The organism is Roseibium sp. (genome assembly GCF_965276855.1).
Classification (GTDB): Bacteria; Pseudomonadota; Alphaproteobacteria; order Rhizobiales; family Stappiaceae; genus Roseibium.
Map to the genome: position 1 here is coordinate 4,632,593 of NZ_OZ255700.1, position 26,037 is coordinate 4,658,629.

34 protein-coding genes and 1 pseudogene are annotated in these 26,037 nt (G+C 57.3%); 34 read left to right on the forward strand and 1 reads right to left on the reverse strand.

The annotated features are described in order from the left end of the window. Positions 1 to 29: 29 nt before the first annotated feature. From tuf to ACQY4Z_RS21550, 31 genes are all read left to right on the forward strand, one after another. Positions 30 to 1,220, forward strand: a complete 1,191-nt coding sequence (tuf, locus tag ACQY4Z_RS21400; protein WP_428524660.1) for an elongation factor Tu — start codon at positions 30 to 32, stop codon at positions 1,218 to 1,220. Between the two features lie 72 nt (positions 1,221 to 1,292). Next, positions 1,293 to 1,601, forward strand: a complete 309-nt coding sequence (gene rpsJ, locus ACQY4Z_RS21405; RefSeq protein ID WP_006936455.1) for a 30S ribosomal protein S10 — start codon at positions 1,293 to 1,295, stop codon at positions 1,599 to 1,601. A 23-nt stretch (positions 1,602 to 1,624) separates the two neighbouring features. Continuing rightward, positions 1,625 to 2,335: a 50S ribosomal protein L3 gene (gene rplC / locus ACQY4Z_RS21410; protein WP_306148348.1), complete on the forward strand. Its 711-nt coding sequence runs from the start codon at positions 1,625 to 1,627 to the stop codon at positions 2,333 to 2,335. Beyond that, complete coding sequence (rplD, locus tag ACQY4Z_RS21415) at positions 2,335 to 2,955, forward strand: 50S ribosomal protein L4 (RefSeq protein WP_428524664.1); 621 nt, start codon at positions 2,335 to 2,337, stop codon at positions 2,953 to 2,955. Before rplC ends, rplD begins: the two co-directional genes overlap by 1 nt. Next, positions 2,952 to 3,245, forward strand: coding sequence for a 50S ribosomal protein L23 (locus ACQY4Z_RS21420; RefSeq protein ID WP_008196252.1), 294 nt, complete (start codon positions 2,952 to 2,954; stop codon positions 3,243 to 3,245). The genes rplD and ACQY4Z_RS21420 overlap by 4 nt, the downstream gene beginning before the upstream one ends. Positions 3,246 to 3,263: 18 nt before the next feature. Next, positions 3,264 to 4,097, forward strand: a complete 834-nt coding sequence (rplB, locus tag ACQY4Z_RS21425; RefSeq protein WP_428524666.1) for a 50S ribosomal protein L2 — start codon at positions 3,264 to 3,266, stop codon at positions 4,095 to 4,097. Between the two features lie 11 nt (positions 4,098 to 4,108). Next, the gene (rpsS, locus tag ACQY4Z_RS21430) at positions 4,109 to 4,387 is read left to right on the forward strand and encodes a 30S ribosomal protein S19 (protein ID WP_133946859.1); all 279 of its coding nucleotides are present in this window, start codon (positions 4,109 to 4,111) and stop codon (positions 4,385 to 4,387) included. A 2-nt stretch (positions 4,388 to 4,389) separates the two neighbouring features. Beyond that, positions 4,390 to 4,770 (forward strand): 50S ribosomal protein L22, encoded by a 381-nt coding sequence (gene rplV / locus ACQY4Z_RS21435; RefSeq protein WP_008197234.1) that lies wholly within the window; start codon positions 4,390 to 4,392, stop codon positions 4,768 to 4,770. Continuing rightward, on the forward strand, positions 4,770 to 5,498 hold the full coding sequence (rpsC, locus tag ACQY4Z_RS21440) for a 30S ribosomal protein S3 (RefSeq protein ID WP_040450745.1): 729 nt from the start codon (positions 4,770 to 4,772) through the stop codon (positions 5,496 to 5,498). The genes rplV and rpsC overlap by 1 nt, the downstream gene beginning before the upstream one ends. A gap of 47 nt (positions 5,499 to 5,545) precedes the next feature. Next, the gene (rplP, locus tag ACQY4Z_RS21445; protein WP_133946860.1) at positions 5,546 to 5,959 is read left to right on the forward strand and encodes a 50S ribosomal protein L16; all 414 of its coding nucleotides are present in this window, start codon (positions 5,546 to 5,548) and stop codon (positions 5,957 to 5,959) included. A gap of 21 nt (positions 5,960 to 5,980) precedes the next feature. Then, positions 5,981 to 6,181, forward strand: coding sequence for a 50S ribosomal protein L29 (gene rpmC, locus ACQY4Z_RS21450; protein WP_133946861.1), 201 nt, complete (start codon positions 5,981 to 5,983; stop codon positions 6,179 to 6,181). 12 nt (positions 6,182 to 6,193) lie between these two features. Beyond that, positions 6,194 to 6,427: a 30S ribosomal protein S17 gene (rpsQ, locus tag ACQY4Z_RS21455; protein ID WP_008195414.1), complete on the forward strand. Its 234-nt coding sequence runs from the start codon at positions 6,194 to 6,196 to the stop codon at positions 6,425 to 6,427. A gap of 70 nt (positions 6,428 to 6,497) precedes the next feature. After that, entirely contained in the window at positions 6,498 to 6,866 is a 369-nt protein-coding gene (gene rplN / locus ACQY4Z_RS21460) for a 50S ribosomal protein L14 (RefSeq protein ID WP_008191626.1), read from the forward strand. Continuing rightward, entirely contained in the window at positions 6,866 to 7,183 is a 318-nt protein-coding gene (rplX, locus tag ACQY4Z_RS21465) for a 50S ribosomal protein L24 (RefSeq protein WP_428524671.1), read from the forward strand. The genes rplN and rplX overlap by 1 nt, the downstream gene beginning before the upstream one ends. Next, positions 7,176 to 7,733, forward strand: a complete 558-nt coding sequence (gene rplE, locus ACQY4Z_RS21470) for a 50S ribosomal protein L5 (protein ID WP_133946863.1) — start codon at positions 7,176 to 7,178, stop codon at positions 7,731 to 7,733. Before rplX ends, rplE begins: the two co-directional genes overlap by 8 nt. 21 nt (positions 7,734 to 7,754) lie before the next feature. After that, a complete protein-coding gene (gene rpsN / locus ACQY4Z_RS21475) occupies positions 7,755 to 8,060 on the forward strand; it encodes a 30S ribosomal protein S14 (RefSeq protein ID WP_141186220.1) in 306 nt (101 codons plus the stop codon). A gap of 12 nt (positions 8,061 to 8,072) precedes the next feature. Beyond that, entirely contained in the window at positions 8,073 to 8,471 is a 399-nt protein-coding gene (gene rpsH / locus ACQY4Z_RS21480; RefSeq protein ID WP_006936438.1) for a 30S ribosomal protein S8, read from the forward strand. A gap of 41 nt (positions 8,472 to 8,512) precedes the next feature. Continuing rightward, complete coding sequence (gene rplF / locus ACQY4Z_RS21485) at positions 8,513 to 9,046, forward strand: 50S ribosomal protein L6 (RefSeq protein WP_409688770.1); 534 nt, start codon at positions 8,513 to 8,515, stop codon at positions 9,044 to 9,046. 12 nt (positions 9,047 to 9,058) lie between these two features. Beyond that, complete coding sequence (rplR, locus tag ACQY4Z_RS21490; protein WP_133946865.1) at positions 9,059 to 9,421, forward strand: 50S ribosomal protein L18; 363 nt, start codon at positions 9,059 to 9,061, stop codon at positions 9,419 to 9,421. A gap of 41 nt (positions 9,422 to 9,462) precedes the next feature. Further along, entirely contained in the window at positions 9,463 to 10,029 is a 567-nt protein-coding gene (rpsE, locus tag ACQY4Z_RS21495; RefSeq protein WP_008195825.1) for a 30S ribosomal protein S5, read from the forward strand. 41 nt (positions 10,030 to 10,070) lie between these two features. After that, positions 10,071 to 10,265: a 50S ribosomal protein L30 gene (gene rpmD / locus ACQY4Z_RS21500; RefSeq protein ID WP_133946866.1), complete on the forward strand. Its 195-nt coding sequence runs from the start codon at positions 10,071 to 10,073 to the stop codon at positions 10,263 to 10,265. 22 nt (positions 10,266 to 10,287) lie between these two features. Further along, complete coding sequence (gene rplO / locus ACQY4Z_RS21505; RefSeq protein WP_008192103.1) at positions 10,288 to 10,755, forward strand: 50S ribosomal protein L15; 468 nt, start codon at positions 10,288 to 10,290, stop codon at positions 10,753 to 10,755. 49 nt (positions 10,756 to 10,804) lie between these two features. After that, positions 10,805 to 12,136: a preprotein translocase subunit SecY gene (secY, locus tag ACQY4Z_RS21510; protein WP_008193531.1), complete on the forward strand. Its 1,332-nt coding sequence runs from the start codon at positions 10,805 to 10,807 to the stop codon at positions 12,134 to 12,136. After that, positions 12,133 to 12,729, forward strand: a complete 597-nt coding sequence (locus tag ACQY4Z_RS21515) for an adenylate kinase (RefSeq protein WP_133946868.1) — start codon at positions 12,133 to 12,135, stop codon at positions 12,727 to 12,729. The genes secY and ACQY4Z_RS21515 overlap by 4 nt, the downstream gene beginning before the upstream one ends. 180 nt (positions 12,730 to 12,909) lie before the next feature. Further along, positions 12,910 to 13,278 (forward strand): 30S ribosomal protein S13, encoded by a 369-nt coding sequence (rpsM, locus tag ACQY4Z_RS21520; RefSeq protein WP_133946869.1) that lies wholly within the window; start codon positions 12,910 to 12,912, stop codon positions 13,276 to 13,278. Positions 13,279 to 13,348: 70 nt separating this feature from the next. Next, complete coding sequence (gene rpsK, locus ACQY4Z_RS21525) at positions 13,349 to 13,738, forward strand: 30S ribosomal protein S11 (RefSeq protein WP_006936427.1); 390 nt, start codon at positions 13,349 to 13,351, stop codon at positions 13,736 to 13,738. A gap of 92 nt (positions 13,739 to 13,830) precedes the next feature. Next, positions 13,831 to 14,853, forward strand: a complete 1,023-nt coding sequence (locus ACQY4Z_RS21530) for a DNA-directed RNA polymerase subunit alpha (RefSeq protein WP_008190287.1) — start codon at positions 13,831 to 13,833, stop codon at positions 14,851 to 14,853. An 82-nt stretch (positions 14,854 to 14,935) separates the two neighbouring features. Next, positions 14,936 to 15,361: a 50S ribosomal protein L17 gene (gene rplQ, locus ACQY4Z_RS21535; RefSeq protein ID WP_428524678.1), complete on the forward strand. Its 426-nt coding sequence runs from the start codon at positions 14,936 to 14,938 to the stop codon at positions 15,359 to 15,361. 167 nt (positions 15,362 to 15,528) lie between these two features. After that, a complete protein-coding gene (locus ACQY4Z_RS21540) occupies positions 15,529 to 17,709 on the forward strand; it encodes a methyl-accepting chemotaxis protein (protein WP_428524680.1) in 2,181 nt (726 codons plus the stop codon). Between the two features lie 132 nt (positions 17,710 to 17,841). Then, positions 17,842 to 19,299 (forward strand): DegQ family serine endoprotease, encoded by a 1,458-nt coding sequence (locus ACQY4Z_RS21545; protein ID WP_428524682.1) that lies wholly within the window; start codon positions 17,842 to 17,844, stop codon positions 19,297 to 19,299. A 13-nt stretch (positions 19,300 to 19,312) separates the two neighbouring features. Then, entirely contained in the window at positions 19,313 to 20,617 is a 1,305-nt protein-coding gene (locus ACQY4Z_RS21550) for a replication-associated recombination protein A (RefSeq protein ID WP_428524684.1), read from the forward strand. 5 nt (positions 20,618 to 20,622) lie between these two features. Here the strand turns inward: ACQY4Z_RS21550 and ACQY4Z_RS21555 are convergent. Next, positions 20,623 to 21,477 (reverse strand): annotated as a pseudogene (locus ACQY4Z_RS21555) (adenylate/guanylate cyclase domain-containing protein); the annotation flags it as partial. Positions 21,478 to 21,917: 440 nt separating this feature from the next. On the opposite strand from ACQY4Z_RS21555, the gene ACQY4Z_RS21560 reads away from it, so the two are divergent. The 3 genes from ACQY4Z_RS21560 to ACQY4Z_RS21570 all read left to right on the forward strand — a co-directional run bounded on the left by ACQY4Z_RS21560 (position 21,918) and on the right by ACQY4Z_RS21570 (position 25,986). After that, on the forward strand, positions 21,918 to 24,308 hold the full coding sequence (locus ACQY4Z_RS21560) for a patatin-like protein (RefSeq protein ID WP_428524686.1): 2,391 nt from the start codon (positions 21,918 to 21,920) through the stop codon (positions 24,306 to 24,308). Positions 24,309 to 24,432: 124 nt separating this feature from the next. After that, positions 24,433 to 24,816: a fluoride efflux transporter CrcB gene (crcB, locus tag ACQY4Z_RS21565; protein WP_428524688.1), complete on the forward strand. Its 384-nt coding sequence runs from the start codon at positions 24,433 to 24,435 to the stop codon at positions 24,814 to 24,816. A 147-nt stretch (positions 24,817 to 24,963) separates the two neighbouring features. Continuing rightward, the gene (locus ACQY4Z_RS21570; protein WP_428524690.1) at positions 24,964 to 25,986 is read left to right on the forward strand and encodes an RluA family pseudouridine synthase; all 1,023 of its coding nucleotides are present in this window, start codon (positions 24,964 to 24,966) and stop codon (positions 25,984 to 25,986) included. Positions 25,987 to 26,037 lie beyond the last annotated feature (51 nt).

Genomic DNA, 26,037 nt, shown 5'->3' on the forward strand with positions numbered 1-26,037 from the left:
ATTAAGAATTAGAGAAACGGAGTACTCCGATGGCGAAGGAAAAGTTTGAGCGCAACAAGCCGCACGTCAACATTGGCACGATTGGCCACGTTGACCACGGCAAGACGACGCTGACCGCTGCAATCACCATGACGCTGGCTGAAGCTGGTGGTGCGACTGCAAAAGCATATGATGAGATTGACGGTGCGCCTGAAGAAAAGGCACGCGGCATCACCATCTCCACGGCGCACGTTGAGTATGAGACGGAAAACCGTCACTACGCTCACGTTGATTGCCCGGGCCACGCCGACTACGTGAAGAACATGATCACCGGTGCTGCCCAGATGGACGGCGCGATCCTGGTGTGTTCTGCTGCTGACGGCCCGATGCCGCAGACCCGTGAGCACATCCTGCTTGCGCGTCAGGTTGGCGTTCCGGCACTTGTCGTGTTCATGAACAAGGTTGACCAGGTCGACGACGAAGAGCTTCTCGAGCTCGTCGAAATGGAAATCCGTGAACTGCTGTCTTCCTACGAGTTCCCGGGCGACGATATTCCGATCGTCAAGGGTTCTGCTCTGGCAGCCGTTGAAAACCGCGACGCAGCCATTGGCCGTGACGCAATCCGTGAGCTGATGGCAGCTGTTGACGACTACATCCCGACGCCTGAGCGTCCGAAGGATCAGCCGTTCCTGATGCCGATCGAAGACGTGTTCTCGATCTCCGGCCGCGGTACTGTTGTGACCGGCCGTGTTGAGCGCGGTGTGATCAACGTGGGTGAAGAAGTCGAGATCGTCGGCATCAAGGACACCCAGAAGACCACGGTTACCGGTGTTGAAATGTTCCGCAAGCTGCTGGACAGCGGTGAAGCAGGCGACAACATCGGCGCTCTGATCCGCGGCATCGGCCGTGAAGATGTTGAGCGCGGCCAGGTTCTTTGTAAGCCGGGTTCTGTTAACCCGCACACGAAGTTCAAGGCAGAGGCCTACATCCTGACGAAGGAAGAGGGTGGCCGTCATACGCCGTTCTTCACCAACTACCGCCCGCAGTTCTACTTCCGCACGACGGACGTGACGGGTGTGGTTCACCTGCCGGAAGGTACGGAAATGGTGATGCCGGGTGACAACGTCTCCGTCGACGTTGAGCTGATCGTGCCGATCGCCATGGAAGACGGCCTGCGCTTCGCGATCCGCGAAGGTGGCCGCACCGTCGGCGCCGGCGTCGTCGCCTCAATCATCGAATAATCGACAGCCGGGCCTGCCGGCGAAAACAAGGTTTGAGCGGGCAGGCCCGCAGTCAATTTGGGAACAATAACAATGAACGGTCAGAATATCCGGATCCGCCTGAAGGCTTTTGACCACCGTATTCTCGACGCTTCCACTAAGGAAATCGTCAATACGGCCAAGCGGACCGGTGCACAGGTACGGGGTCCCGTGCCGCTGCCGACGCGGATCGAGAAGTACACAGTGCTTCGTGGCCCGCACATCGATAAGAAAAGCCGCGATCAGTTCGAGATGCGCACGCACAAGCGCCTGCTCGACATCGTTGACCCGACACCGCAGACCGTGGACGCGCTGATGAAGCTCGACCTAGCCGCTGGTGTCGACGTCGAGATCAAGCTCTGAGGCGAGGCGAAGGGGACACATCCATGCGTTCTGGAGTGATCGCTCAGAAAGTGGGCATGACCCGCATCTATAACGATGCAGGCGAACATGTTCCGGTCACAGTATTGCGGCTGGAAAACTGCCAGGTGGTTGCCCACCGGACTGACGAAAAGAACGGTTACAACGCACTGCAGCTCGGTGCCGGTACCCGTAAAGTAAAGAATACGCCGAAGGCACTGCGCGGCCACTTTGCTGTTGCAAAGGTTGAGCCGAAGCGGACCGTGGTCGAGTTCCGCGTTTCTGCGGACAACATGATCGACGTTGGTGCGGAAATTACCGCTGACCATTACGTCGAAGGCCAGTATGTCGACGTGACCGGAACTTCCATCGGTAAAGGTTTTGCCGGTGTCATGAAGCGTCACAACTTCGGTGGTGGCCGTGCATCGCACGGTAACTCGATCTCGCACCGCTCACACGGTTCTACCGGTCAATGTCAAGACCCGGGCCGCGTGTTTAAGGGCAAGAAGATGGCCGGTCACATGGGTGATGCCCGCGTGACCACGCAGAACCTCAAGGTTGTGCGCACTGATGTTGAGCGTGGCCTGATCATGGTCGAAGGCTCTGTACCGGGCGCCAAGGGCGGCTGGATCCAGGTCCGCGACGCGATCAAAAAGGCGCTGCCGGAAAACGTTCCGGTCCCGGGTGCTTTCAAGGCGTCCGAAGCGGCTGAGGCTGCCGGGAAGGAGAGTGAGTGATGGAACTCCAGGTCAAGACCCTCGAAGGTGGGGCGGCCGGTTCGATCACGGTGTCTGACGAGATCTTTGGTCTCGAGCCGCGCACCGATTTGATCCACCGCGTTGTGCGCTGGCAGCTTGCCAAGCGCCAGGCGGGTACCCACAAGACGCTTGGTCGTTCGGAAGTTACTGGTTCTACGAAGAAATTCGTTCGCCAGAAGGGTTCCGGCGGCGCGCGTCACGGCAACAAGAAGGCTCCGCAGTTCCGCGGCGGTGGTAAGGCATTCGGTCCGGTCGTTCGCGACCACGGCCATGACCTGCCGAAAAAGGTCCGCGCTCTCGGCCTCAAGCATGCGCTGTCCGCGAAAGCAAAGGCAGACAGCATTGTTGTTGTCGAAGATGCAAAAGCTGCTGAAGCGAAAACCAAGGCTCTGAAGTCCCAGCTCAACAAGCTCGGCCTGACAAGCGCTCTGGTGATCGACGGCGCCGAAGTTGACAACAACTTCGCACTGGCGTCCCGCAACATTCCGCACCTGGATGTGTTGCCGGTTCAGGGCATCAATGTTTACGACATCCTGCGCGCCAACACCCTGGTGTTGACGAAATCAGCGGTGTCCGCACTTGAGGAGCGCTTTAAATGAGCAATCTTCCTCACTACGACAAAATCGTTGGCCCGGTAATCACCGAAAAGTCGACGATGGCTTCTGAAGAGAACAAGGTTGTCTTCAAGGTTGCCAACGATGCAACCAAGCCGGAAATCAAGGCCGCTGTCGAAGCACTGTTCGGCGTCAAGGTCACGGCAGTCAACACTCTTGTCCGCAAGGGCAAGGTGAAGCGCTTCCGCGGACGTCTTGGCCGCCAGTCTGACTTCAAGAAGGCCGTCGTAACGCTGCAGGAAGGTCACGCAATCGACGTGGCCACCGGGCTCTAAGACGGGGACTTAAGAAAAATGGCACTTAAGACATTCAATCCGACGTCCCCGGGCCGCCGTCAGCTGGTACAAGTTGACCGCTCCGGTCTTTGGAAGGGCAAGCCGGTCAAGACCTTGACCGAAGGCCTTTCTAAAAAGGGCGGCCGGAACAACACTGGACGCATCACGTCTCCGAACCGCAGTGGCGGTCACAAGCGGACTTACCGTCTTGTTGACTTCAAGCGCCGCAAGTGGGACGTGCCGGCAACGGTAGAGCGCCTGGAATACGATCCGAACCGGACCGCATTCATCGCTCTGATCCGTTACGAAGACGGCGAGCTGAGCTACATCCTGGCTCCGCAGCGCTTGTCCGAAGGCGACACTGTTGTCGCCGGTGAAAACGTTGACGTGAAACCGGGCAATGCGGCTCCTTTGTCGCGCATTCCGGTTGGTACGATTGTGCACAACATCGAGCTGAAGCCGGGCAAAGGCGCCCAGATCGCTCGCTCTGCCGGTGCATTCGTTCAGATCGTCGGCCGTGACCAGGGTTACACAACGCTGCGCCTGATGTCTGGTGAGCAGCGCCGTGTCCTCGGCACTTGCATGGCAACCATTGGCGCTGTGTCCAACCCGGACCACTCCAATATTAACCTCGGCAAGGCAGGCCGTTCCCGCTGGCTGGGCATCAAACCGCACGTTCGCGGTGTTGCCATGAACCCGATCGACCACCCGCACGGTGGTGGTGAAGGTCGGACCTCCGGCGGTCGTCATCCGGTTACTCCTTGGGGTAAACCGACCAAAGGTAAGCGCACGCGGAAGAACAAGCAGACCGATAAGTTTATCGTCCGCTCCCGCCACGCGCGTAAGAAGTAAGGGACAGGATCGTGGCACGTTCGATCTGGAAAGGTCCGTTTGTCGACGGGTATCTGCTGAAGAAAGCGGAGAAGGTCCGCGAGGCCGGCCGGAACGAGGTCATCAAGACCTGGAGCCGCCGCTCGACGATCCTCCCGCAGTTCGTTGGTCTTACCTTCGGCGTCTACAACGGTCAGAAGCACGTTCCGGTGCTGGTGTCTGAAGAGATGATTGGTCACAAGTTCGGTGAGTTCTCACCGTCCCGGACCTATTACGGACACGGCGCCGACAAGAAGGCGAAGAGGAAGTAACGATGGGCAAGCCGAAGCGTGAGCGGGTGCTCGCTGACAACGAAGCTCGGGCAATGACGCGGATGATCCGAGTCTCTCCCCGCAAGCTGAATCTCGTTGCTGCTGCTATCCGCGGTAAAAAAGTCGGTTCCGCAATCGCGGACCTGACATTCTCCCGCAAGCGCATTGCGCAGGACGTCAAGAAAACCTTGATGTCAGCGATTGCAAACGCGGAAAACAATCACGACCTGGACATCGACAACCTGGTGGTTGCCGAAGCTCACGTTGGCAAAGCTTTTGTCATCAAACGCTTCCAGGCCCGTGCACGCGGACGGGTTGGCCGGATCGAGAAACCGTTCTCGAACCTGACCATCGTTGTGCGCGAAGTTGAGGAGAGTGCCTGATGGGACACAAAGTTAACCCGATCGGCATGCGCCTCGGGATCAACCGCACCTGGGACTCCCGCTGGTACGCCAACAAAAACGAGTACGGCGATCTTCTGCACGAAGACTTCCGCATTCGTGAGTACCTGATGAAGGAACTCAAGCAGGCGGCGGTGTCCAAGGTGGTAATCGAGCGCCCGCACAAGAAGTGCCGTGTGTCCATTCACTCCGGTCGTCCGGGTGTGGTCATCGGTAAAAAAGGTGCGGACATCGAGCGTCTTCGCAAGAAGATTGCTGAAATCACCAACTCCGAAGTGCATCTCAACATCGTTGAAGTGCGCAAGCCGGAAATCGACGCGACATTGGTTGCCGCCTCGATCGCTCAGCAGCTGGAACGCCGTGTTGCTTTCCGCCGCGCCATGAAACGGGCTGTTCAGTCCGCCATGCGTTTGGGCGCACAGGGCATTCGGATCAACTGCGGCGGCCGTCTCGGCGGTGCGGAAATCGCGCGTATCGAATGGTACCGTGAAGGCCGTGTGCCGCTTCACACTCTGCGTGCCGACATCGACTACGGTGTTGCCAGCGCTCACACAGCCTATGGCGTGTGCGGTGTGAAGGTCTGGATCTTCAAGGGTGAAATTCTGGAACACGACCCGATGGCGTCCGAACGCCGTGCGACGGCTGCTTCCGAAGGCAACCAGGGTGATCGCGGCGGACGCCGGGATCGGGGCCGCGAGCGCGCAGCTTAATATAAGCTGCCTGCCGCTCGTAAGATAAGAAAGACGAGAGAAGAACGATGCTGCAACCGAAGCGCACTAAGTTCCGCAAGCAGCACAAAGGCCGCATCCACGGCTTGTCGAAGGGGGGGACTGACCTCAACTTCGGCGCATTCGGTCTGAAGGCTCTGGAGCCGGAGCGGGTTACCGCTCGTCAGATCGAAGCGGCCCGTCGTGCTATGACCCGTCACATGAAGCGTGCGGGTCGTGTTTGGATCCGCATCTTCCCGGATCTGCCAGTTTCTTCGAAACCGGCTGAAGTCCGCATGGGTAAAGGTAAGGGTTCTCCGGATTACTGGGCTTGCCGTGTCAAGCCGGGCCGGATCATGTTCGAAATTGACGGTGTGCCGGAAGACGTTGCTCGTGAAGCAATGCGTCTTGCCGCTGCCAAGCTGCCGATCAAGTGCCGTTTCGTTCAGCGTATCGGCGAATAAGGCAGGCCAGGAGAGACAGCCATGAAGGCGACCGATGTACGGGCTAAGACCCTCGACGAGCTCCGCACAGAGCTTGAGGGCCTGAAGAAAGAGCAGTTCAACCTGCGCTTCCAGAAGGCCACGGGTCAGCTTGAAAACACTGCACGTGTCCGGCAAATCCGCCGTGATATCGCGCGTATCCAGACCATCATGCGCGAAAAGCGCGTGTCGGCGACCGCATAAGGAGACGGATCAATGCCAAAGCGTATCCTGCAGGGCACCGTTGTCAGCGACGCCAATGACAAGACGGTGACGGTAAATGTGGAGCGCCGCTTCACACACCCGCTGCTGAAAAAGACTGTGCGCCGGACTAAGAAGTACCGCGCACACGATGAAAGCAACCAATACAAGGTTGGCGACACAGTTCAGATTGAAGAGTGTGCGCCGATCTCGAAAAACAAACGTTGGACTGTGGTCACTACTCAGTGATCACGCTCCGTCAGGTGAGCATCAGGCGCCCGCGTAACGGTGCGCCGATAGAAGAACAAGGCAGCCAGTCATGATTCAGATGCAAACAAACCTCGACGTCGCCGACAACTCCGGCGCCCGTCGTGTCATGTGCATCAAAGTGCTCGGCGGCTCCAAGCGCAAATATGCCCAGGTTGGCGACATCATCGTCGTCTCCGTCAAAGAGGCTATTCCGCGGGGCCGCGTTAAGAAGGGCGACGTGATGAAGGCTGTCGTCGTGCGCACGGCTAAGGATATCCGCCGTCCCGATGGCAGCGTGATCCGGTTCGACCGCAATGCGGCCGTGCTGGTGAATAACAACAAGGAGCCAGTCGGCACCCGTATCTTTGGTCCGGTGCCGCGTGAACTCCGCGCTAAGAACCATATGAAAATCATTTCGCTCGCGCCGGAGGTGCTCTGATGGCTGCGAAAATTAAAAAAGGCGACACGGTGGTCGTGCTGACCGGCCGTGACAAGGGCAAGTCTGGTGAAGTGATCCAGGTTCTGCCGGCCGACAACAAGGCGCTGGTACGCGGCATCAACATGGTCCGCCGTCACCAGAAGCAGACCCAGTCGCAGGAAGCTGGCATCGTGTCCAAAGAGGCACCGATCCACCTGTCGAACATCGCGCTGGCCGATCCGAAGGACGGCAAGGCGACCCGCGTCGGCTTCAAGGTGCAGGACGATGGTGCCAAGGTCCGTGTGGCCAAGCGTTCGGGAGACCTGATCGATGGCTGAGACCACTAACGTACCGCGTCTCAAGACGCATTATGATGAAGTCGTGCGCAAGCAGCTTCAGGAAAAGTTCCAGTACAAGAACGTTATGCAGGTTCCGCAGCTGGAAAAGATCGTCCTGAACATTGGCGTTGGCGAAGCCGTAGGCGACTCCAAAAAGGCGCGTACAGCAGCTGAAGACCTGGCAGCGATTGCCGGTCAGAAGCCGGTCATCACCAAAGCGAAGAAGTCCATCGCGACCTTTAAGGTCCGTGAAGGCATGCCGCTTGGTGTCAAGGTGACCCTGCGCCGGCAGCAAATGTTCGAGTTCCTGGATCGCATGATCACCATCGCGCTGCCGCGCGTTCGTGACTTCCGTGGTCTGAACCCGAAAAGCTTCGACGGTCGCGGCAACTACGCTATGGGCATCAAAGAACACATCGTGTTCCCGGAAATCGAGTACGACAAGGTCGACCAGATTTGGGGCATGGACGTGATCGTCTGCACCACGGCGCCAAACGATGACGAGGCGCGCGAGCTTCTGCGTGCTTTCAACTTCCCGTTCACGAAGTAACGGGCAAGGAAGGGAAACACGATGGCGAAGAAAAGCGCAGTCGAGAAGAACAAGCGTCGCGAGAAGCTTGTCAAAAAGTATGCCGAGAAGCGTGCTGCTCTGAAAGCCATGGCCAAGGATGCAACCTTGAGCCCTGAAGAGCAGTTCAACGCCCGCCTGAAGCTGGCCAAGCTGCCGCGGAACTCCGCGCCGAACCGCGTTCGCAACCGTTGCGAAGTGTCCGGCCGTCCGCGCGGTTATTACCGCAAGCTGAAGATGTCGCGTATCGCGCTTCGTGAACTGGGCTCCCTGGGTAAGATCCCGGGCCTGGTCAAGTCGAGCTGGTAAGGAGAAACTCCGATGGCAATTTCTGATCCGTTGGGGGATATGCTGACCCGCATTCGCAACGCGCAGATGCGTCGCAAGAACAAGGTCAGCTCACCAAATTCTAAATTGCGTGCACACGTACTTGATGTGCTTGCAAAAGAAGGGTACATCCGTGGCTACACCACGGTTGAATACGAGGGCGGTAAGTCCGAGTTGGAAATCGAACTGAAGTATTTCGACGGTGAGCCGGTCATCCGCACAATCGAGCGGGTATCCAAGCCGGGCCGCCGTGTTTACTCATCGGTGAAAAACATCCCGCATGTCTCTAATGGCCTGGGCGTGTCGATCATTTCGACCCCGCGTGGCGTCATGAGCGACCATCAGGCGCGGGACGAAAACGTAGGTGGCGAGGTACTGTGTCGCGTCTTCTGACGCGGCATTCTCGCTGTTAAAACAACGACAAGGTTGGTCAAATGTCTCGTATTGGCAAAAAGCCAGTCCCCGTGCCAAGCGGGGTAACGGCATCGATCGACGGTCAGACAGTGACGATCAAGGGCCCGAAAGGCGAAAAGTCTTTCTTGCTCAATGAACTCGTTCTGGCCGAAATGACTGATGACGGGATCAAAATCGATCCGCGTAACAACTCCAAGCCGGCTCGCTCCATGTGGGGTATGAGCCGCACCATGGTTCAAAACCTGATCACCGGCGTGACCGATGGCTTCAAGAAAGACCTCGCGATCACTGGTGTTGGTTACCGTGCACAGGTCCAGGGTCAAAACCTTCAGCTGGCACTCGGCTTCTCACATGATGTGATCTATGCGATCCCGGAAGGTATCGAGATCAAGTGTGCGAAACCGACGGAAATCAGCGTTTCTGGCACCGACAAGCAACGTGTCGGCCAGGTCGCAGCTGAAATCCGCGAATTCCGCCCGCCGGAGCCGTACAAAGGCAAAGGCGTTCGTTATGCAGACGAGTTCATCGTCCGCAAAGAAGGCAAGAAGAAGTAACGGACCGAGATCATGGCGAACAGCAAACAAGCTTTCGAACGCCGCCGCGATCGCGTGCGCCGTTCAGTCAAGAAAGCCGCGAACGGTCGTCCGCGCCTTTCTATCTTCCGCTCGTCGAAACAGATCTACGCCCAGATCATCGACGATGCGCAGGGACATACAATTGTCTCCGCTTCTACGATCGAAAAAGATCTGAAGGGCGGCCTGAAAACGGGCGCCGACGTGTCTGCTGCTGCAGCCGTTGGCAAGCTTGTCGCCGAGCGTGCAGCTGCCGCTGGTGTCAAGCAGGTCGTGTTCGACCGGGGCGGTTACCAGTATCACGGGCGTGTTAAAGCGCTCGCCGATGCTGCCCGCGAAGGTGGACTTGAATTCTGACCAGCGCCCGTTGGCGCTCCTAAGTACGGAAGACGTATAATATGGCGAGACAAGAAAATCGCGAGCGCGAAGAGCGCGACAGCGAATTCGTCGACAAGCTCGTACACATCAACCGCGTTGCCAAAGTGGTCAAGGGTGGCCGCCGTTTCGGTTTCGCAGCCCTCGTCGTGGTTGGTGATCAAAAGGGCCGTGTCGGCTTCGGTCATGGTAAGGCACGCGAAGTGCCGGAAGCCATCCGGAAAGCAACTGAAGCTGCAAAGCGCACGATGATCCGTGTGCCGCTGCGTGAAGGCCGGACTCTCCACCACGATGTGGAAGGCCGTCACGGCGCTGGTAAGGTTCTTCTGCGCGCAGCACCGGCCGGTACCGGTATCATCGCAGGTGGTCCGATGCGTGCGGTCTTTGAAACGCTTGGCGTTCAGGACGTTGTGGCAAAGTCTTTGGGGACATCCAACCCTTACAACATGGTTCGTGCGACCTTTAACGCGCTGACCAAAGAAGACAGCCCGCGCTCCGTCGCTGCCCGCCGTGGCCTCAAGGTCTCTGTGTTGCAGTCCCGGCGCCGTGACAACAACGATGAGGCGGCTCCGGCTGCCGCTGAGGCTTGACCTTAGCGGCGCCAGCCACCAGCTGAATGAGGGTTAGTTCCATGGCGAACACCGAAAAGACTGTTACGGTCGAACAGATCGGCAGCCCGCTGCGCCGTCCGAAGGACCAGCGCGCGACGCTCGTCGGTCTTGGCCTGAACAAGATGCACCGCCGTTCCACACTGAAGGACACACCTGAAGTGCGCGGCATGATCAATAAGGTCCAGCATCTCGTTCGCGTCGTCGAAGACGCGTAAGGACGGGGTGAGGAGAAAAGACATGAAGCTCAACGAACTTCGTGACAACGATGGTGCCTCTTCCGAGCGCACACGCGTTGGCCGCGGTATCGGGTCTGGCAAGGGCAAGACCGGTGGCCGTGGTGTAAAAGGTCAGAAGTCCCGTTCTGGCGTGGCGATCAAGGGTTTTGAAGGCGGTCAGATGCCGCTTCACCGCCGCCTGCCGAAGCGCGGCTTCACGAACATCTTTGCCAAGGACTTCAACACTGTGTCCATTGGCCGTGTTCAACAAGCGATTGATGCCGGCAAGCTGAACGCGTCTGAGGCGGTTACCGTCGAAGCGCTTAAGGCAGCTGGTGTAGTTAAACGGGTCCGCGATGGCGTACGCCTCGTTGCTTCCGGTGAACTCACCGCGGCAGTGACCTTTGAAGTTGCCGGTGCCTCCAAGGGCGCTGTTGCAGCGATCGAAAAAGCGGGCGGCAAGGTCGCCGTTCTGGGAGCTCAGGCTTAACAGCCTGGGCTTTTCCCATTTGTCAGCAAGCATCTGACCGGAGTAGGGCATGGCATCGGCCGCCGAGCAACTGGCGTCAAATCTAAATTTCTCAGCTTTCGCCAAGGCTGAAGAACTCAAAAAGCGCATCTGGTTCACGCTGGGGGCGCTTTTGGTTTATCGACTGGGCACTTACATTCCGATGCCCGGCATCAACCCGGAAGCCTTCGCGCAGGCCTTTAACCAGGCTCAGTCCGGTATCATTGGCATGTTCAACATGTTCGCCGGCGGTGCCGTCGAGCGCATGGCGATCTTCGCCCTCGGCATCATGCCGTATATCTCCGCTTCCATTATCATGCAGCTCATGACGACGGTTGTACCGTCTCTTGAGCAGCTGAAAAAGGAAGGCGAGCAGGGCCGCAAGGTTATCAACCAGTACACCCGGTACGGAACCGTTGTGTTGGCTGCATTCCAGGCCTACGGCATCGCCGTTGGTCTTGAGGGCGCCACCAACGTTGTGACCGATCCGGGTTGGTTCTTCCGTGCATCGACCGTGATCACGCTCGTTGGCGGCACCATGTTCCTGATGTGGCTGGGTGAGCAGATCACCTCGCGCGGCATCGGTAACGGTATTTCGCTGATCATCTTTGCGGGCATTGTCGCAGGACTGCCGTCCGCGATCGTCCAGACGCTCGAGCTGGGCCGTCAGGGGTCGCTGGCAACCGGCATCATCCTGGCAGTCATCCTCCTGGCCATTGTCGTTATCGCGTTCATCGTGTTCATGGAGCGCGCACAGCGCCGTCTTCTGATCCAGTATCCGAAGCGCCAGATGGGCAACCGCATGTTTGAGGGCAACACCTCGTTCCTGCCGCTCAAGCTGAACACAGCTGGTGTTATCCCGCCGATCTTTGCATCTTCGCTGCTCTTGGTTCCGGCCACGATTTCCGGCTTCAATGCGGGTGGCGGCAATGAATGGCTGACAACGATCACGGCTCTGCTCGGACATGGACAGCCATTGTTCATGGTGTTCTACGCAGCCATGATCATCTTCTTCTGTTTCTTCTACACGGCGATTGTCTTCAATCCGAGCGACACCGCTGACAATCTGAAGAAACACGGTGGCTTCATTCCAGGCATTCGTCCAGGAGAGCGCACCGCCCAATACATCGACTTCGTGTTGACCCGGATTACGGTCGTTGGTGCGATTTACATCACCATCGTTTGTCTATTACCCGAATTCCTCATTTCGGCGACTGGCGTTCCGTTCTATTTCGGTGGAACATCCTTGTTGATTGTCGTGAGCGTGACAATGGATACCGTATCGCAGATCCAGGGTCATTTGCTGGCGCATCAATATGAGGGGCTGGTGAAGAAATCGAAACTTAGGGGGAAACGTCGATGAGGCTCATTCTGGTTGGACCGCCAGGAGCGGGGAAGGGGACACAGGCCGCAAGGCTGGTTGAGAAATATGGTATTCCTCAACTTTCCACTGGAGACATGCTGCGTGCAGCTGTCGCCGCGGAGACCCCGGTCGGACTGCAGGCCAAGGCTGTCATGGACGCCGGTGGTCTTGTGTCAGACGAAATCGTTGTCGGCATCATCCGGGACCGGATTGCTGAGGACGACGCCAAGAAGGGATTTATCCTGGATGGCTTCCCACGCACATTGGCCCAAGCAGAAGCACTCGATGACATGCTGAGTGAAAACAGCCTGAAGCTGAACGCCGTGATTGAACTCCGCGTTGATCAGACCAAACTGGTCGACCGGATTATCAACCGGGCGGAAGAAGCCAAGGCTGCCGGCCAGCCGGTTCGCAAGGATGACGACCCAGAGGTCTTCAAGGATCGGCTCGAGGCTTACAACCGGGATACAGCGGTTGTTGTTCCCTACTACGAGAAAACAGGTCTCCTGTCCGTCATTGATGGCATGCAGGCAATTGATGACGTAACGGCTTCTATCGAATCCGTACTTCAGGGACTTGACGAGAAGGTTTAGAGCGGCTAAACGACGCGCTCACCTTACAGTTAAGCCGGTTCCATGCCCATGGGACCGGCATTCTCTGTGCCGGGGCTACCCCGGCATTTTCGTACCCTGCAAGGGCCGGACTCCACCGGACGCGGGGCTTTTTGAAACGCGGTCAGGCGCAAGCTTTGCCCGCAAAACATGGAGACGAACGTGGCACGTATTGCTGGCGTTAACATCCCAACGAACAAGCGCGTGGTTATCGCGCTTCAGTACATTCACGGCATTGGTGCGAAATTCGCCCAGGAAATCATCGAAAAGAACAACATCGATGCGGCCCGCCGTGTAAACGAGCTTTCCGACGCAGAAGTTCTGCAGATCCGTGAAACCATCGACCGCGACTACCTCGTGGAAGGTGATCTTCGCCGTGAGACTGCTATGAACATCAAGCGTCTGATGGACCTTGGCTGCTACCGCGGCCTGCGTCACCGCCGCGGCCTCCCGGTTCGTGGTCAACGGACGCACACGAACGCACGTACCCGTAAGGGTCCGGCGAAACCGATCGCAGGTAAGAAGAAATAAGATCGCTTTGCGATTGGTGGTGGAGCTGCCGGGATTACGGCAGTGACGAGATCAATACAAGGACAACAGAATGGCTAAAGACACGACGCGCGTGCGTCGCCGCGAGCGCAAGAACATCTCTTCTGGCGTTGCGCATGTGAATTCCACATTCAACAACACGATGATCACGATCACGGATGCTCAAGGCAACGCGATTTCCTGGTCTTCCGCTGGTGCACTCGGCTTTAAGGGCTCCCGTAAGTCCACGCCGTATGCCGCTCAGGTTGCTGCTGAAGATGCTGCGAAGAAAGCAGCTGAACACGGCATGCGCACGCTGGAAGTAGAAGTCCGTGGTCCTGGTTCTGGTCGTGAATCTGCTCTGCGTGCTCTGCAGGCTGCCGGTTTCCTCATCACGTCCATCCGTGACGTGACGCCGATTCCGCACAATGGCTGCCGTCCGCGCAAGCGCCGCCGCGTCTAAGGCTTTCCAGCTTTAGGTACTTGTTTCTCCAAATGGCAAAGAATAGCCCGGCATTGAATTGACCCGGGCGGGATAGCCGAAGGGACGAAAACGTGACCATTCAAAAAAACTGGCAAGAACTTATCAAGCCGACCAAACTCGAGATCAAGCCGGGTGATGACCCGCGCTTCTTGGCAACCGTTGTTGCCGAGCCGCTCGAGCGTGGCTATGGCCTGACCTTGGGCAATGCGCTGCGCCGCATCCTGCTGTCTTCTCTGCAGGGTGCTGCTGTGACCGCGGTACAGATTGACGGCGTTCTTCATGAGTTCTCCTCGATCCCCGGCGTTCGTGAAGATGTCACCGACATCGTTCTCAACATCAAGGAAATCGCCATCCGTATGGAAGGCGAAGGCCCCAAGCGCATGGTTGTGCGCAAGCAGGGACCTGGTGTTGTGACTGCAGGCGACATTCAGACCGTCGGCGACGTGGAAGTTCTCAATCCGGATCTGGTGCTTTGCACCCTGGATGAAGGCGCTGAAATCCGCATGGAGTTCACTGTCAACACAGGCAAGGGCTATCATTCGTCTGACCGGAACCGTCCGGAAGACGCACCGATTGGCCTGATCCCTGTCGACAGCCTCTACTCTCCGGTCAAGAAGGTTTCTTACAAGGTGGAAAACACCCGTGAGGGCCAGGTTCTTGACTATGACAAGCTGACCCTGACTGTTGAAACCGACGGTTCCGTCAAGCCGGATGATGCCGTGGCATTTGCCGCACGCATTCTGCAGGATCAGCTTTCCATCTTCGTCAATTTCGAAGAGCCGCAGCGCGAAGTCGCCGAGGACACTGTCCCGGAACTGGCTTTCAACCCGGCGCTTTTGAAGAAAGTCGACGAGCTGGAATTGTCTGTCCGGTCTGCAAACTGTCTGAAGAACGACAATATCGTATATATTGGCGATCTCATTCAGAAGACCGAAGCGGAAATGCTGCGGACTCCGAATTTCGGCCGCAAGTCGCTCAACGAGATCAAAGAAGTTCTCGCCCAGATGGGTCTCCATCTTGGCATGGAAGTGGCCAACTGGCCGCCTGAGAACATCGACGATCTCGCCAAGCGCTACGAAGATCATCAGTATTAAGGGCGTACGCGTCCTAACGGAGCAACCGGGCAAGCGCTCAACACACAAAGAGCGGACTGCCTGAAAGACAAAGGAGAGGGCCATGCGCCACGGTAAATCCGGCCGCAAGCTCAACCGGACCGCTAGCCACCGCAAGGCTATGTTCGCAAACATGGCAGCGTCGCTGATCAAGCACGAACAGATCGTTACGACCCTGCCGAAGGCTAAAGAAATGAAGCCGATCATCGACAAGCTCATCACCTTGGGCAAGCGCGGTGATCTTCACGCCCGCCGCCAAGCAATCTCGCAGATTCGCGATGTTGCCATGGTCAAGAAGCTGTTTGACACGCTTGGTGAGCGCTACAAGGAACGTGAAGGCGGTTACTCCCGCGTTCTGAAAGCTGGTTTCCGTTATGGCGACAACGCTCCGATGGCTGTCATCGAGCTGGTCGACCGGGATCCGGAAGCACGCGGTGCAGAAGACCGCGCTCGTGTTGAAGCTGAAGAAGCAGCTGAAAACGCAGCGTAAGTCGAGCTCAATATGTTCGGAAAAGGCAGGCCCTCGGGTCTGCCTTTTTCGTTTCTGGGTACGTAATGAATGTTGCCGGCGGATTTGTAATCCCCGGATTATCAATACTTTAACGGTCGTTGGGTACTTTTTCCGATATGTCTCGCGGGGGGACCAGGAGAATTACTTTGACCCACTCAGCTTCCTCATCCAAGGCCAGCAAATGGCCATCCATTCGTTTGTCATTTTTGATACCGGCGCTCATGGTAGTCCTGACGATCGGTGCCTGTACTGCTGTCGGTGTAATCGGCTTTGTTAATGCCAGGGACGGTCTGCGCGAAGCAGCTGAAGGTGAACTCGGCATGGTCGTCAATGCCAAGTCTGCTCTTCTTGAAGCGCGTCTGGCTTCGATCGAGAACGAAGTTGTCAATGTTGCGACCGGCGCGGGTATTGGGGAAGCCATGGTCAACATGACCAACGCGACGCAAAATCTCGAAAAGCAGCGCCAGGAAATCTTCGACTACTACAAAGCCGGTGCTACTGCAGAAGAGCGCGTTCAAAAGTTGGGTGATGATCACAAGTCGATGTACTCTTGGCGCCACTCTGAAATCCATGGCTCCTTCGCTTCCATATGGAGGAATGGTGGTTATGGCGACGTCTATCTGATGGATCCTGAGGGGCTGGTTATCTACTCGGTCGCCAAGGGGGATGAGTTTCTCTACCCGGTGACCGAAGTTGGTGGTGGCAGCACCGGTTTGCAAACCGTGTTTGAGGCGGCCAAGGAAACAGAAGAGGGCGGCGTTACCGTCAGCAATTTTGAAGTCTACGCGCCGGGCGGCAATTCCGCGTCGATGTTTGTTGCAGCTCCTGTTTATGTAAACACGTTTGGTGACATTTCCTTTGGCGGCGTGGTGGCGATTCGTGTCGATGCCGGTGTTTTGGATAGTGTCGTTTCCTCGCGCGCAGATCTTGGCACGACGGGTCAGGCTTTTGTCGTCAACTCCGAGGGCTACACGCTGTCCAACAAGCCGCTGGCTGACGGCACAACGGCTCTCAACGAAATGAACAGCGGCGCCATTGTTGCATCTGCGCTCAACGGTGTTCAAGAAGCCGGCATCGAAGCAGGAGCCGATGGTGTCGATCGTTTGATGGTTGCAAAGCCGCTGGTCTTCCAGGGCAGCCAGTGGGCTGTTGTTGCGGAAAAGACTGTTGAAGAAACCTTCGCCAGCGTCACCGCCATGCGGAATTCCATGGTGACATGGTCGTTGATTGCGATCGCGATTGCAGCTGTTGTTGCGATCTTCTTCTCCCGCAACATCACCAAGCCGCTCACCACCCTGGTCGGCGCGCTAAACGCTATTGCTGAAGGCGATCTGAATGCCGAGATCGCCGCGGCTCGCCGGAAAGATGAAATCGGCGACATTGGGCGCGCGGTTCTGCAGATCCGTCAGAATGCTGCCGAGGAAAACGAGCAGCGCGCTGCGGATCAGGCGCAAACGGCGGAACGCCAAGCAGCCCAACGGCAGGAAATGCTGGCAAGCCTTGCAGGCGACTTTGAATCGACCGTCGGTACGGTGGTCGACAAGGTGGCCCAGTCCGCTGCTTCCTTGCGCGAATCTGCCAATAACATGCGCCAGATGACGGAAAGCGCTGGCGAGACTTCGTCCAAAGCTGCGGAGATGTCGAAAGAGACCCTGACAGAAGTGGAATCCATCGCAGCGGCGTCCGATCAGCTGTCCAGCTCCATTCAGGAAATCTCGACCCTGATCGAGCGGTCTTCCAGCGTTGCGGCAGATGCGACCCGCCGGGCGCAGACAACCAACCACACCGTGAAGTCGCTTGCCGAAGCGGCCAACCGGATCGGCGAAGTTGTCACACTCATCAGCGACATTGCAGATCAGACCAACCTTCTTGCCTTGAATGCGACGATCGAAGCGGCGCGGGCAGGGGAAGCCGGTAAGGGCTTTGCGGTTGTTGCCTCCGAGGTTAAGGACCTTGCAGCTCAAACCGGTAAGGCAACCGGCGAGATCCAGCAGCAGATTGATGCGATCCGCGGTGCAACGGATGATGCGGTCGGTGCGATTGGCGACATCCAGAAGACCATCGACGAGATCACCCAATCCGTTAGCGAAGTCGCTGCAGCTGTCACGGAGCAAAGCTACGCGACCCAAGGCATTGCTGAGAATACCCAGCGCGCCGCCGGTGGAACGTCTCAGGTCTCTCAGGATGTCCAGAACGTGTCGTCCTTGTCTGAACAGACCAACGGCGCGGCAACATCCTTCTCTGAAGAAGCTGTTGCCATGGCCAGCCAGGCGGAGCATCTCGATGAAGAGGTGCGCAAGTTCCTGCATCAAGTGCGCTCCGCCTGATCTCAGAATTCATGACAAGTTGAAAAGCCGCGGGCAGGGTCCGCGGCTTTTCTTTTTGTATTTGCCTCCATTTTTCCCTATCTGCCGTGTAAGCATCTTGAAGATTTGAGAATCGGAAAAAGGGAAGTGTTCATGGGTCTGTTGGGAACGCGGGCTAGGTCCGGCACGAAAGCCATCACCGCAGGTCTGTTGGCATTGTTCTGGATTGGATCAGCTGCGGCACAAGCGCAACAGCCGACGCCTTCAGACTTGCGTCTTGTTCCGGACAGTGCGGCGCAAATCAAGCTGTCCTTTGCGCCCCTGGTGAAGAAAGTCGCTCCCGCCGTTGTGAACGTTTATGCAAGCCGCAAGGTGGTTCAGCGCCAGCAGCTGTCACCGTTCTTTGACGATCCGTTTTTCCGTCGGTTTTTCGGCCAACCGAACGGCGGGTTTGGTCAGCCGCGTGAACGGGTTGAATCTTCCCTCGGCTCCGGTGTGATTATTTCAGCGGATGGAACGGTGATCACCAACCATCACGTGATCAAAGGCGCCGATGAAGTCCGGGTTGCGCTGAATGACCGGCGTGAATTTGATGCGGACATCGTTCTGATGGACGAGCAGACGGATTTGGCGGTGTTGAAAATCCGTGAAGGCGGCCCTTTTGAGCATGTCGGATTCGCGGATGCGGACTTGCTGGAAGTCGGGGACATCGTTCTAGCGATCGGCAATCCGTTCGGAGTTGGCCAGACTGTGACGCAAGGGATCGTCTCCGCGCTTGCGCGAACGCAGGTCGGTGTGACGGACTACCAGTTTTTCATTCAAACCGATGCAGCGATCAACCCGGGCAATTCCGGCGGCGCACTGATTGACATGACGGGCAAGCTGGTCGGGATCAATACCGCAATTTTCTCGCGCTCTGGCGGGTCGAACGGTATCGGTTTTGCGATCCCGGCGCATATGGCGCGCTATGTTGCCCGCGCCGCAGACCAGGGTGGAAAGGTTCAGCGGCCCTGGCTTGGGGCAACTGTTCAGCTTGTCAGTGCGGAAATTGCAGAAGCCTTGTCTCTCGACCGGCCAAAAGGCGTATTGGTGACCGCCGTCTTTGACGGCTCCCCGGCCCATGAAGCTGATCTACGTGTAAGTGATCTGGTTGTCGCGATCGACGGCAAGGAAGTGATTGACCCGAATGCATTCGGCTATCGCTTTGCGACCAAGATGATCGGAGAACGTGCCGAGTTTACGGTGCTGCGTTCCGGCCGGGAGGAGACCGTATCCATCAGCTTGCAACCGGCCCCGGAGACCATTCCTCGCGACACACGGGAACTGCTTGAGTTTTCGCCCTTTGAGGGGGCAACTGTTATGAACCTGTCGCCCGCGGTTGCTCAGGAGCTTGGGCTCGACGGGCTGCCGGAAGGCGTGATCATTGCAGAGGTGCGCAGAGGTGGTCAGGCAGATCGTGTTGGCCTGCGTCCGGGCGACATCGTCCGTGCGATCAACAACCAGTCGATCGACAGCACGCGCATGCTGGAGACGATCACGAAGACACCACCGCGTATCTGGCGTCTTGATATCGAACGGGACGGCAAGGTGTCCCAAATCGTTCTGAGATAGTCAGGCAAAGTACGTGAGTGATCTGTTCGAAGCTTCTGGTTTGGCTGCGTCTGCTCCGCGTCCGCTGGCAGATCGCATGCGCCCAGCACGGTTGGAAGACGTTGTCGGGCAGGACCACTTGCTGGGACCTGAAGGGACGCTGTCCCGGATGCTGAAAACCCGGACGCTCGGTTCCCTTGTTTTCTGGGGACCTCCAGGCACCGGAAAAACCACGATTGCACGGCTGCTTGCCAATGAGACTGATCTGGCATTCGAGCAGATCTCGGCCATCTTTTCAGGTGTTGCGGATCTCAAGAAAGTGTTCGAAGCCGCCCGTGCCCGGCGCATGGGCGGGCGGGCAACTCTCTTGTTCGTCGATGAGATCCACCGCTTCAACAGGGCCCAGCAGGACAGTTTCCTGCCCGTGATGGAAGACGGAACGATCACGCTTGTTGGAGCGACCACGGAAAACCCGTCTTTTGAGCTCAATGCAGCGCTCCTGTCGCGCTCTCATGTGATGACGTTTCAATCGCTCAACAAGGAGGCGATCGAACAGCTTCTGGCACGGGCTGAGGAGGTCGAGGAGCGCAAGCTGCCGCTCGATGACGAAGCGCGTGGGGTCCTCATCCGCATGGCGGATGGTGATGGACGCTCCGCACTCACGCTGGCAGAAGATGTCTGGCGGGCGTCTGCCGAAGATGAGGTGTTCGACGCCGAACGCCTCCAGGAAATCGTGCAGCGCCGGGCCCCGATTTACGACAAGAGCGCAGACGGCCATTACAATCTCATATCAGCCCTGCACAAGTCGGTGCGCGGATCCGATCCAGACGCGTCTCTTTATTGGTTTTGCCGGATGCTGGATGGCGGCGAAGATCCGATGTATCTCGCTCGGCGCCTGATCCGGATGGCGGTTGAAGATATCGGCCTTGCGGATCCAAGTGCGCTGGTTCAGGCCAATGCCGCCCGGGATGCCTACCAGATGCTTGGCTCGCCGGAAGGTGAGCTCGCACTTGCTCAGTGCGTGATCTATCTGGCGACCGCGCCAAAGTCCAACGGAGCGTACACCGCTTACAAGGCCGCCATGCGGGATGCCAAGACCAGTGGGTCTCTGTTGCCGCCCAAGCATATCTTGAATGCGCCGACCAAGCTGATGAAGCAGGAAGGTTATGGCGACGGTTATCAATACGACCACGACGCACCAGACGGCTTTTCCGGTCAGAATTATTTCCCGGAAGATATGGGCCGCAAGACTTATTACGATCCGCCGCAACGCGGTTTTGAACGGGATCTGCGGAAGCGCCTGGAGTATTGGGACAAGTTGCGCAAGGACCGCAGTTAGCAGATCTACTTGTCGTCCGCCTCGTTGAGGCGCGCCAAGGCATTTTTCAACGAAGACACAAGGCTTTCACGTTCTTTGCTGCCAATTTCCGACGGCAGTTCGAAAGCAAGATCCTCAAGCTGTTTGGACATGTCCATGAGCTTGTCCGCCGACTGAAAATCTTCCTGCATCTCTTCGCGCAGCACTTCAAAGGTTGTGATCGGATAGGCGATCCCCTTGACGGTGGCATCGCCGGTTTCCCGGCAAACGATATGGTCTTTGACCTGTGAGTAGGTTTCAAAGGAAATCGTGATCGCCCCGGGTGCCGCCAAGCTCTCGAGGCGGGAAGCAATGTTCACCCCCCGGCCGATGATTGTGTAGTCGAGACGGTCCTCACTGCCGAAGTTGCCAACGGTGCAGTAGTCCGTGTGGATGCCCATCCGGCATTTCAGCGGTTTGGAAATGCCAGCCTTGCGCCAATCCGCCTGCAATTCGCTCATGCGGATTTGCATTTCAATCGCCATCCGAACACAGGCGAGGGCATCTTCGCGCACGCCTTTTGTCTCCGGGTCCCCGAAGAAGATCAGGATTGCATCGCCGACATATTTGTCGATGGTCGCGCCGTGTTTGAGTGCGATGTTCGACATCTCTGTCAGATAGTGATTAAGAAGAGCCGTAAGTTCTTCAGATTCCAGCCGGTCTGCGGTCTCTGTGAACTCGGCGATATCGGAGAAGAAAACGGTGAGCTTCTTGCGGGTCGAGGCGATTTTGACTTCCTGCCGCCCTTCGAAAATCGACTTGTAGACCTGCGGAGAGAGGTATTTCGAAAGCTTGCCGGAGAGCACTTCGAGCTTGGCGGTCTGGCCAGCAAGCTGATCCTCGATCGCCTCACTGTGCTCAATCGTTGCTTCATAAAGCAGTGTCAGATCGTCTAGCTCTGCCCGAAGGGCAGCATTGTCCTTGCGGAGCTTTTGCAATTCCGAACCGAATTTCGACCGCGTCTTCTTGGGCGCTTTGGCGCGGTCCTCCGATTTGATGCTTTTCGTATCTTCCATAAACGCTTGATCCACACCGGCGGTTCGCCGCGGTTGAATGGCTGCTGGCGCCAATGGCCTTGCCTGTCAGCAATCTAAAACGCTGCAGATCAATTTGCACGAGTTTCTAAGGGGAAAGCGGTACGCCAGCTCCGAAAAACCATCTGTGAACAGGTTTGAATAAGAAACGCCTGATAGATTCTTACGAGGGGCGGGGCGAATGCCAACATGAATGATACGGGCGCCGATCTGCGGTAGCATTTGGATAGAAGGACCGAATCAATCCCATGAAGGAAGTCGAGCTCAGACTTGCGCTTGTTTTGTACGGCGGTGTGTCCCTTGCCATCTACATGCATGGTGTGAGCCGTGAAATTCTGAATTTGGTGCGGGCGTCGTCTTATCGTGCAGACCGGAAAACCAAAAACGGCGGCAAGCCGGACAGTGCGCAGCACATGGCGCCGTCCCAGGCTGCCTATGAAGACCTTCTCAATCTTTTATCGCCTAAGGCGGACATTCGTGTTGTCGTCGACGCGATTGCCGGGGCCTCTGCGGGTGGTGTCAACGGTATCATGCTCGGGCGCGCAATCGCCCACGACCTGCCGCTGGACAGTCACAGTGAGATGTGGCTGAAAAATGCGGATGTGACCCGCCTTGCAAGGCCCCAGAACGGCCTCTCCCGATATTTCAAGATGTCGGTGTCACCGATGCTGGACCGGTTGGTGTCTGCGCGGCTTTCCCGGCGGGTTGAAGATCCTGAAACCCGTGACAAGCTGCGCCAGTTTATGCAGTCACGATGGTTTTCCCCGCCGTTTTCCGGGGAACGGTTCATCGGATGGATGCTCGATGCAAGCCAGAAGATGGAGATCAAACGGCCCGCGGAACGCACCTTGATCCCAAGGGGGCAAACCCTCGATCTCTTTGTGACGATCACCGATTACAACGGTATCAAACGGCGCATTTTGCTGGATGATCCAGATTATGTGGAAGAGTGGGATCACCGGCGCATTCTGAATTTCCATGCCTCGCATCGGTCGAACCATTTCATTGACAGCCAATTCGACGAAAAAAGCATTCCGGAATTGGTGTTCGCGGCTCGTGCCACCTCATCATTTCCCGGGGCCTTTCCTCCGGCAACGATTGCTGAGATGGATCGTGTTCTCACCCGCCGCAAGGAACGCTGGGCCAATCGCGACCGGTTCTTGTCCCGGGCACTTCATCTCGATGATGACACGACCTCGCGTCACTGTTTTGTGGACGGCAGTGTGGTGATGAACAAGCCTTTCGCGCCAGTGATCGATGTCATCAAGGACCGCCCTGCGGCAAGAGAGGTGTCTCGGCGGCTTTTGTATGTCGATCCAACCCCGCTTGAATACGCGGCCGAGGAGAGGGGTGTCACTGAACTGCCCGGCTTTTTCCGGGTTATTTTGGCATCGCTAGCCCACATCCCTCGCAATGAGCCGATCGGGGATGATCTCAAAGAACTTGAGCAAAACAACCGTCGCAGCCGGTGGCTGGCGAAATTGATCGACACCGCCAACCCGATCGTGGAGCAGGCCGTGTCCGGGATCTTGCCAAGCTGGCGGGCCATCACGCCCGATGTCGTGTCGCGTTGCCGGAAACAGGCGACGGTCAAGGCATTTGAGCAGGCCGGATTTGCCTTTCTGAACTATCAGTCGTTGAAACTACATGCACTGGCAGAACGGCTTGCCACCTTGGTAACAGCCTTCGATAAAAACCAGAATGGGACTCGCCAGGAAGAACGGCTGCTCAACCAATTCTACAATCACTTCCTGAGCTTGCCATCTGATCGTCCGGATGAGCTTGGCAGAAGCGACCCGGCGGTGATTGCACTTCTGAAAGGGCTGGACGTCGACTATCGGATCCGCCGCCTGCGGTTTGTTATTCGCAAGTTGAATGAGTTCTACAACTACGATCGCTCGTCCAAACTGCCACCGCCAGACACCGCCGCCCTGGACCGGCTGAAGGGCCTTCTTTACGAGCAGGTTGATCATTTGTCGTGGCGTTGGCAGGAGCGGTTCTACGGAGGTCAATTTGTGCAGTCGGCCCACGAGCTCTGTGCGCAAGATCCCGCTTCAGCGTCGTGTGCTCAATCGCTTGAACGAGCCATCGACCAGTTGAGCGGTATGATGGGGCTGGCTGATCTGGATCGGTTGCAGGACGAACTCTTTGCCGAGGCAGCAGGAGGGGCGCTGGACAAGGACCGGCATCGGGCACTTCTCCAAGCCTATATCGGCTTCGGCTTTTATGACCTGATCACATTCCCGGTCCTGCAGCGGAACGACTTTTCGGAAGTCACGGAGATCCTTGTCGACCGGATCAGTCCGAAGGATGCCGAAAGCCTCTACACCGACGGGTTTGAGCTCAAGGGAAAACAGCTCAACATGTTTGGAGCATTCTTCAACAGGTCCTGGCGCGAGCATGACTATCTGTGGGGCAGGCTCAACGCTGCCGACCGGCTGGTCAGCGTCATTCTCTCAGCTGTCGGCGAAACCACGTTGCCTCAGCATCAGGTGAACCAGGCGCGCGCGCGGGTTTTTCTGGCCATTCTGGACGAAGAACGGGAAAAATTGGCGAACATTCCCGACGAACTCGACCGCGTGGATGCATTGGTCCGGTCTATCTACCCTGACTTTGCCCATGTCGCGGAGAATGTGTGACGCAACTCCCGCCGCCTGTGAGCTGCAACGGCCTTTTGGTGTGCAAGAAACCAGACGTCATGGTTGATTTACGGGGCCGGTCCGGCAAAGACTGAGAGCAGATAACGGAATAGGGCGGATTGGTTTGTATCACCTTCTACTGGTTATGATCGGTGGCGGTATTGGCGCTGGCGGACGGCACCTCGTGTCGATGGCAACCCTCCGGTTGTTTGGCCCCGGATTTCCGGTCGGTACCTTGGCGGTGAATGTGATTGGTTCGCTGGCCATGGGGCTTTTTGTTGGCTGGTTGGTCAAGCATGAGGCCGCACACCTGCAACCACTGCGATATTTCCTTGCAACGGGTTTTCTCGGCGGCTTTACGACCTTTTCCGCTTTTTCTCTCGATACGTCGGTCTTATGGGAGCGGGGCGACACAATGCTGGCCTTGATCTATGTGGTTGGCTCGGTGGTGCTCTCCATTCTGGCGGTGTTCGCCGGTCTTGCGGTCATGCGCATTGGCGGAACTTGAGGCCATCGGGTTGCCTGCCTGCACGTTTTCCTTTCCTTTCGGCCCAAATCCGCCTATACGCGGCGGAATGTTTGTTTTGCCTTTGCAACGCCGCGAAGGCCCAGATCGAGCGCAGCACATTCCAGCTGCGGCTGAACGAGTCCAAAAATGTCCGCGATTGAACAGAAAAAAGTGACCGCTGATGAGGCGGGCATGCGCCTCGACCGTTGGTTCAAGGCCCATTATCCCGGATTGGGTTTTAGCCGCTTGCAAAAACTGCTGCGGACCGGACAGGTGCGGGTGGATGGCAAGCGCGCGGAAAGCAACACGCGGATTGCCAAAGGGCAGATTATCCGCATTCCACCGCTCGGTGTTGAATTGCCGGCGGATGACAAGAAAAACGCCCGGCCGAAATCGACCAAGCTGATTGCCGACGACAAAAAGGCAATCGAGGACATGCTGCTCTATGAGGACAACCAGGTCATGGTCCTCAACAAGCCGGCTGGTCTTGCGGTTCAGGGTGGTTCAGGTTTGAAGCGCCACCTGGATGGCATGTTGGATGCGTTCACCGATCAGAAGGGCAACAAGCCGCGCTTGGTCCACCGGCTTGACCGGGAAACCTCCGGGATCATTCTTGTTGCGCGGACCCGTCAGGCGGCGCAGGAACTGACCAAGGCGTTTCGCCATCGCAATACGCGCAAGGTGTATTGGACAATCCTCGCCGGTGTTCCAAAGCCTCATCAGGGACGGATTTCAACCTTCCTCGCTCGCGATGAAGAAGAAGAGCGTATGCAGGTGGTTCGCCAAGGCGGCGCGGATGATGCGCAACACGCAGTCTCGCTCTACTCCGTCTTCGAAAAATCCGGCCAGAAACTCTCATGGGTCACGATGAAGCCGATTACGGGCCGGACACACCAGTTGCGCGCGCATGCAGCTCATATCGGTCACCCGATCATCGGGGATGACAAATACTTCAACATCGAAAACTGGGAACTGCCGGGCGGTATCCAGAACCGTTTGCATCTCTTGGCGCGGCGGATCGTCATTCCGCACCCCTCCGGCCACGGAAAAATCGATGTGTCTGCACCGCTCCCACCGCACATGCAGCAGACCTGGAACCTCCTGGGCTTTGATGCGACCGACTATGATCCGGAAATAGATGATCCGGATGAGAACGTCATCAAGCGCTAGGGACGTTTCTTTCATGCCAGAGTTTGGAGATGGTTGATCACCTGGCCGAGT

Bases quoted from the DNA above. Each gene is read 5' to 3' on its own strand.
- rpsJ (WP_006936455.1), top strand. From the start codon at position 1,293: ATGAACGGTCAGAATATCCGGATCCGCCTGAAGGCTTTTGACCACCGT.
- rpsC (WP_040450745.1), top strand. From the start codon at position 4,770: ATGGGACACAAAGTTAACCCGATCGGCATGCGCCTCGGGATCAACCGC.
- rplQ (WP_428524678.1), top strand. From the start codon at position 14,936: ATGCGCCACGGTAAATCCGGCCGCAAGCTCAACCGGACCGCTAGCCAC.
- tuf (WP_428524660.1), top strand. From the start codon at position 30: ATGGCGAAGGAAAAGTTTGAGCGCAACAAGCCGCACGTCAACATTGGC.
- ACQY4Z_RS21515 (WP_133946868.1), top strand. From the start codon at position 12,133: ATGAGGCTCATTCTGGTTGGACCGCCAGGAGCGGGGAAGGGGACACAG.
- ACQY4Z_RS21545 (WP_428524682.1), top strand. From the start codon at position 17,842: ATGGGTCTGTTGGGAACGCGGGCTAGGTCCGGCACGAAAGCCATCACC.
- rplE (WP_133946863.1), top strand. From the start codon at position 7,176: ATGGCTGAGACCACTAACGTACCGCGTCTCAAGACGCATTATGATGAA.
- rplR (WP_133946865.1), top strand. From the start codon at position 9,059: ATGGCGAACAGCAAACAAGCTTTCGAACGCCGCCGCGATCGCGTGCGC.
- rpsK (WP_006936427.1), top strand. From the start codon at position 13,349: ATGGCTAAAGACACGACGCGCGTGCGTCGCCGCGAGCGCAAGAACATC.
- rplN (WP_008191626.1), top strand. From the start codon at position 6,498: ATGATTCAGATGCAAACAAACCTCGACGTCGCCGACAACTCCGGCGCC.
- rpsH (WP_006936438.1), top strand. From the start codon at position 8,073: ATGGCAATTTCTGATCCGTTGGGGGATATGCTGACCCGCATTCGCAAC.
- rplV (WP_008197234.1), top strand. From the start codon at position 4,390: ATGGGCAAGCCGAAGCGTGAGCGGGTGCTCGCTGACAACGAAGCTCGG.
- ACQY4Z_RS21420 (WP_008196252.1), top strand. From the start codon at position 2,952: ATGAGCAATCTTCCTCACTACGACAAAATCGTTGGCCCGGTAATCACC.
- rplO (WP_008192103.1), top strand. From the start codon at position 10,288: ATGAAGCTCAACGAACTTCGTGACAACGATGGTGCCTCTTCCGAGCGC.
- rpsE (WP_008195825.1), top strand. From the start codon at position 9,463: ATGGCGAGACAAGAAAATCGCGAGCGCGAAGAGCGCGACAGCGAATTC.
- rpmD (WP_133946866.1), top strand. From the start codon at position 10,071: ATGGCGAACACCGAAAAGACTGTTACGGTCGAACAGATCGGCAGCCCG.
- rplD (WP_428524664.1), top strand. From the start codon at position 2,335: ATGGAACTCCAGGTCAAGACCCTCGAAGGTGGGGCGGCCGGTTCGATC.
- rpsN (WP_141186220.1), top strand. From the start codon at position 7,755: ATGGCGAAGAAAAGCGCAGTCGAGAAGAACAAGCGTCGCGAGAAGCTT.
- ACQY4Z_RS21570 (WP_428524690.1), top strand. From the start codon at position 24,964: ATGTCCGCGATTGAACAGAAAAAAGTGACCGCTGATGAGGCGGGCATG.
- rplC (WP_306148348.1), top strand. From the start codon at position 1,625: ATGCGTTCTGGAGTGATCGCTCAGAAAGTGGGCATGACCCGCATCTAT.
- rplX (WP_428524671.1), top strand. From the start codon at position 6,866: ATGGCTGCGAAAATTAAAAAAGGCGACACGGTGGTCGTGCTGACCGGC.
- ACQY4Z_RS21560 (WP_428524686.1), top strand. From the start codon at position 21,918: ATGAAGGAAGTCGAGCTCAGACTTGCGCTTGTTTTGTACGGCGGTGTG.
- rpsQ (WP_008195414.1), top strand. From the start codon at position 6,194: ATGCCAAAGCGTATCCTGCAGGGCACCGTTGTCAGCGACGCCAATGAC.
- rplF (WP_409688770.1), top strand. From the start codon at position 8,513: ATGTCTCGTATTGGCAAAAAGCCAGTCCCCGTGCCAAGCGGGGTAACG.
- rplB (WP_428524666.1), top strand. From the start codon at position 3,264: ATGGCACTTAAGACATTCAATCCGACGTCCCCGGGCCGCCGTCAGCTG.
- rpmC (WP_133946861.1), top strand. From the start codon at position 5,981: ATGAAGGCGACCGATGTACGGGCTAAGACCCTCGACGAGCTCCGCACA.
- secY (WP_008193531.1), top strand. From the start codon at position 10,805: ATGGCATCGGCCGCCGAGCAACTGGCGTCAAATCTAAATTTCTCAGCT.
- rplP (WP_133946860.1), top strand. From the start codon at position 5,546: ATGCTGCAACCGAAGCGCACTAAGTTCCGCAAGCAGCACAAAGGCCGC.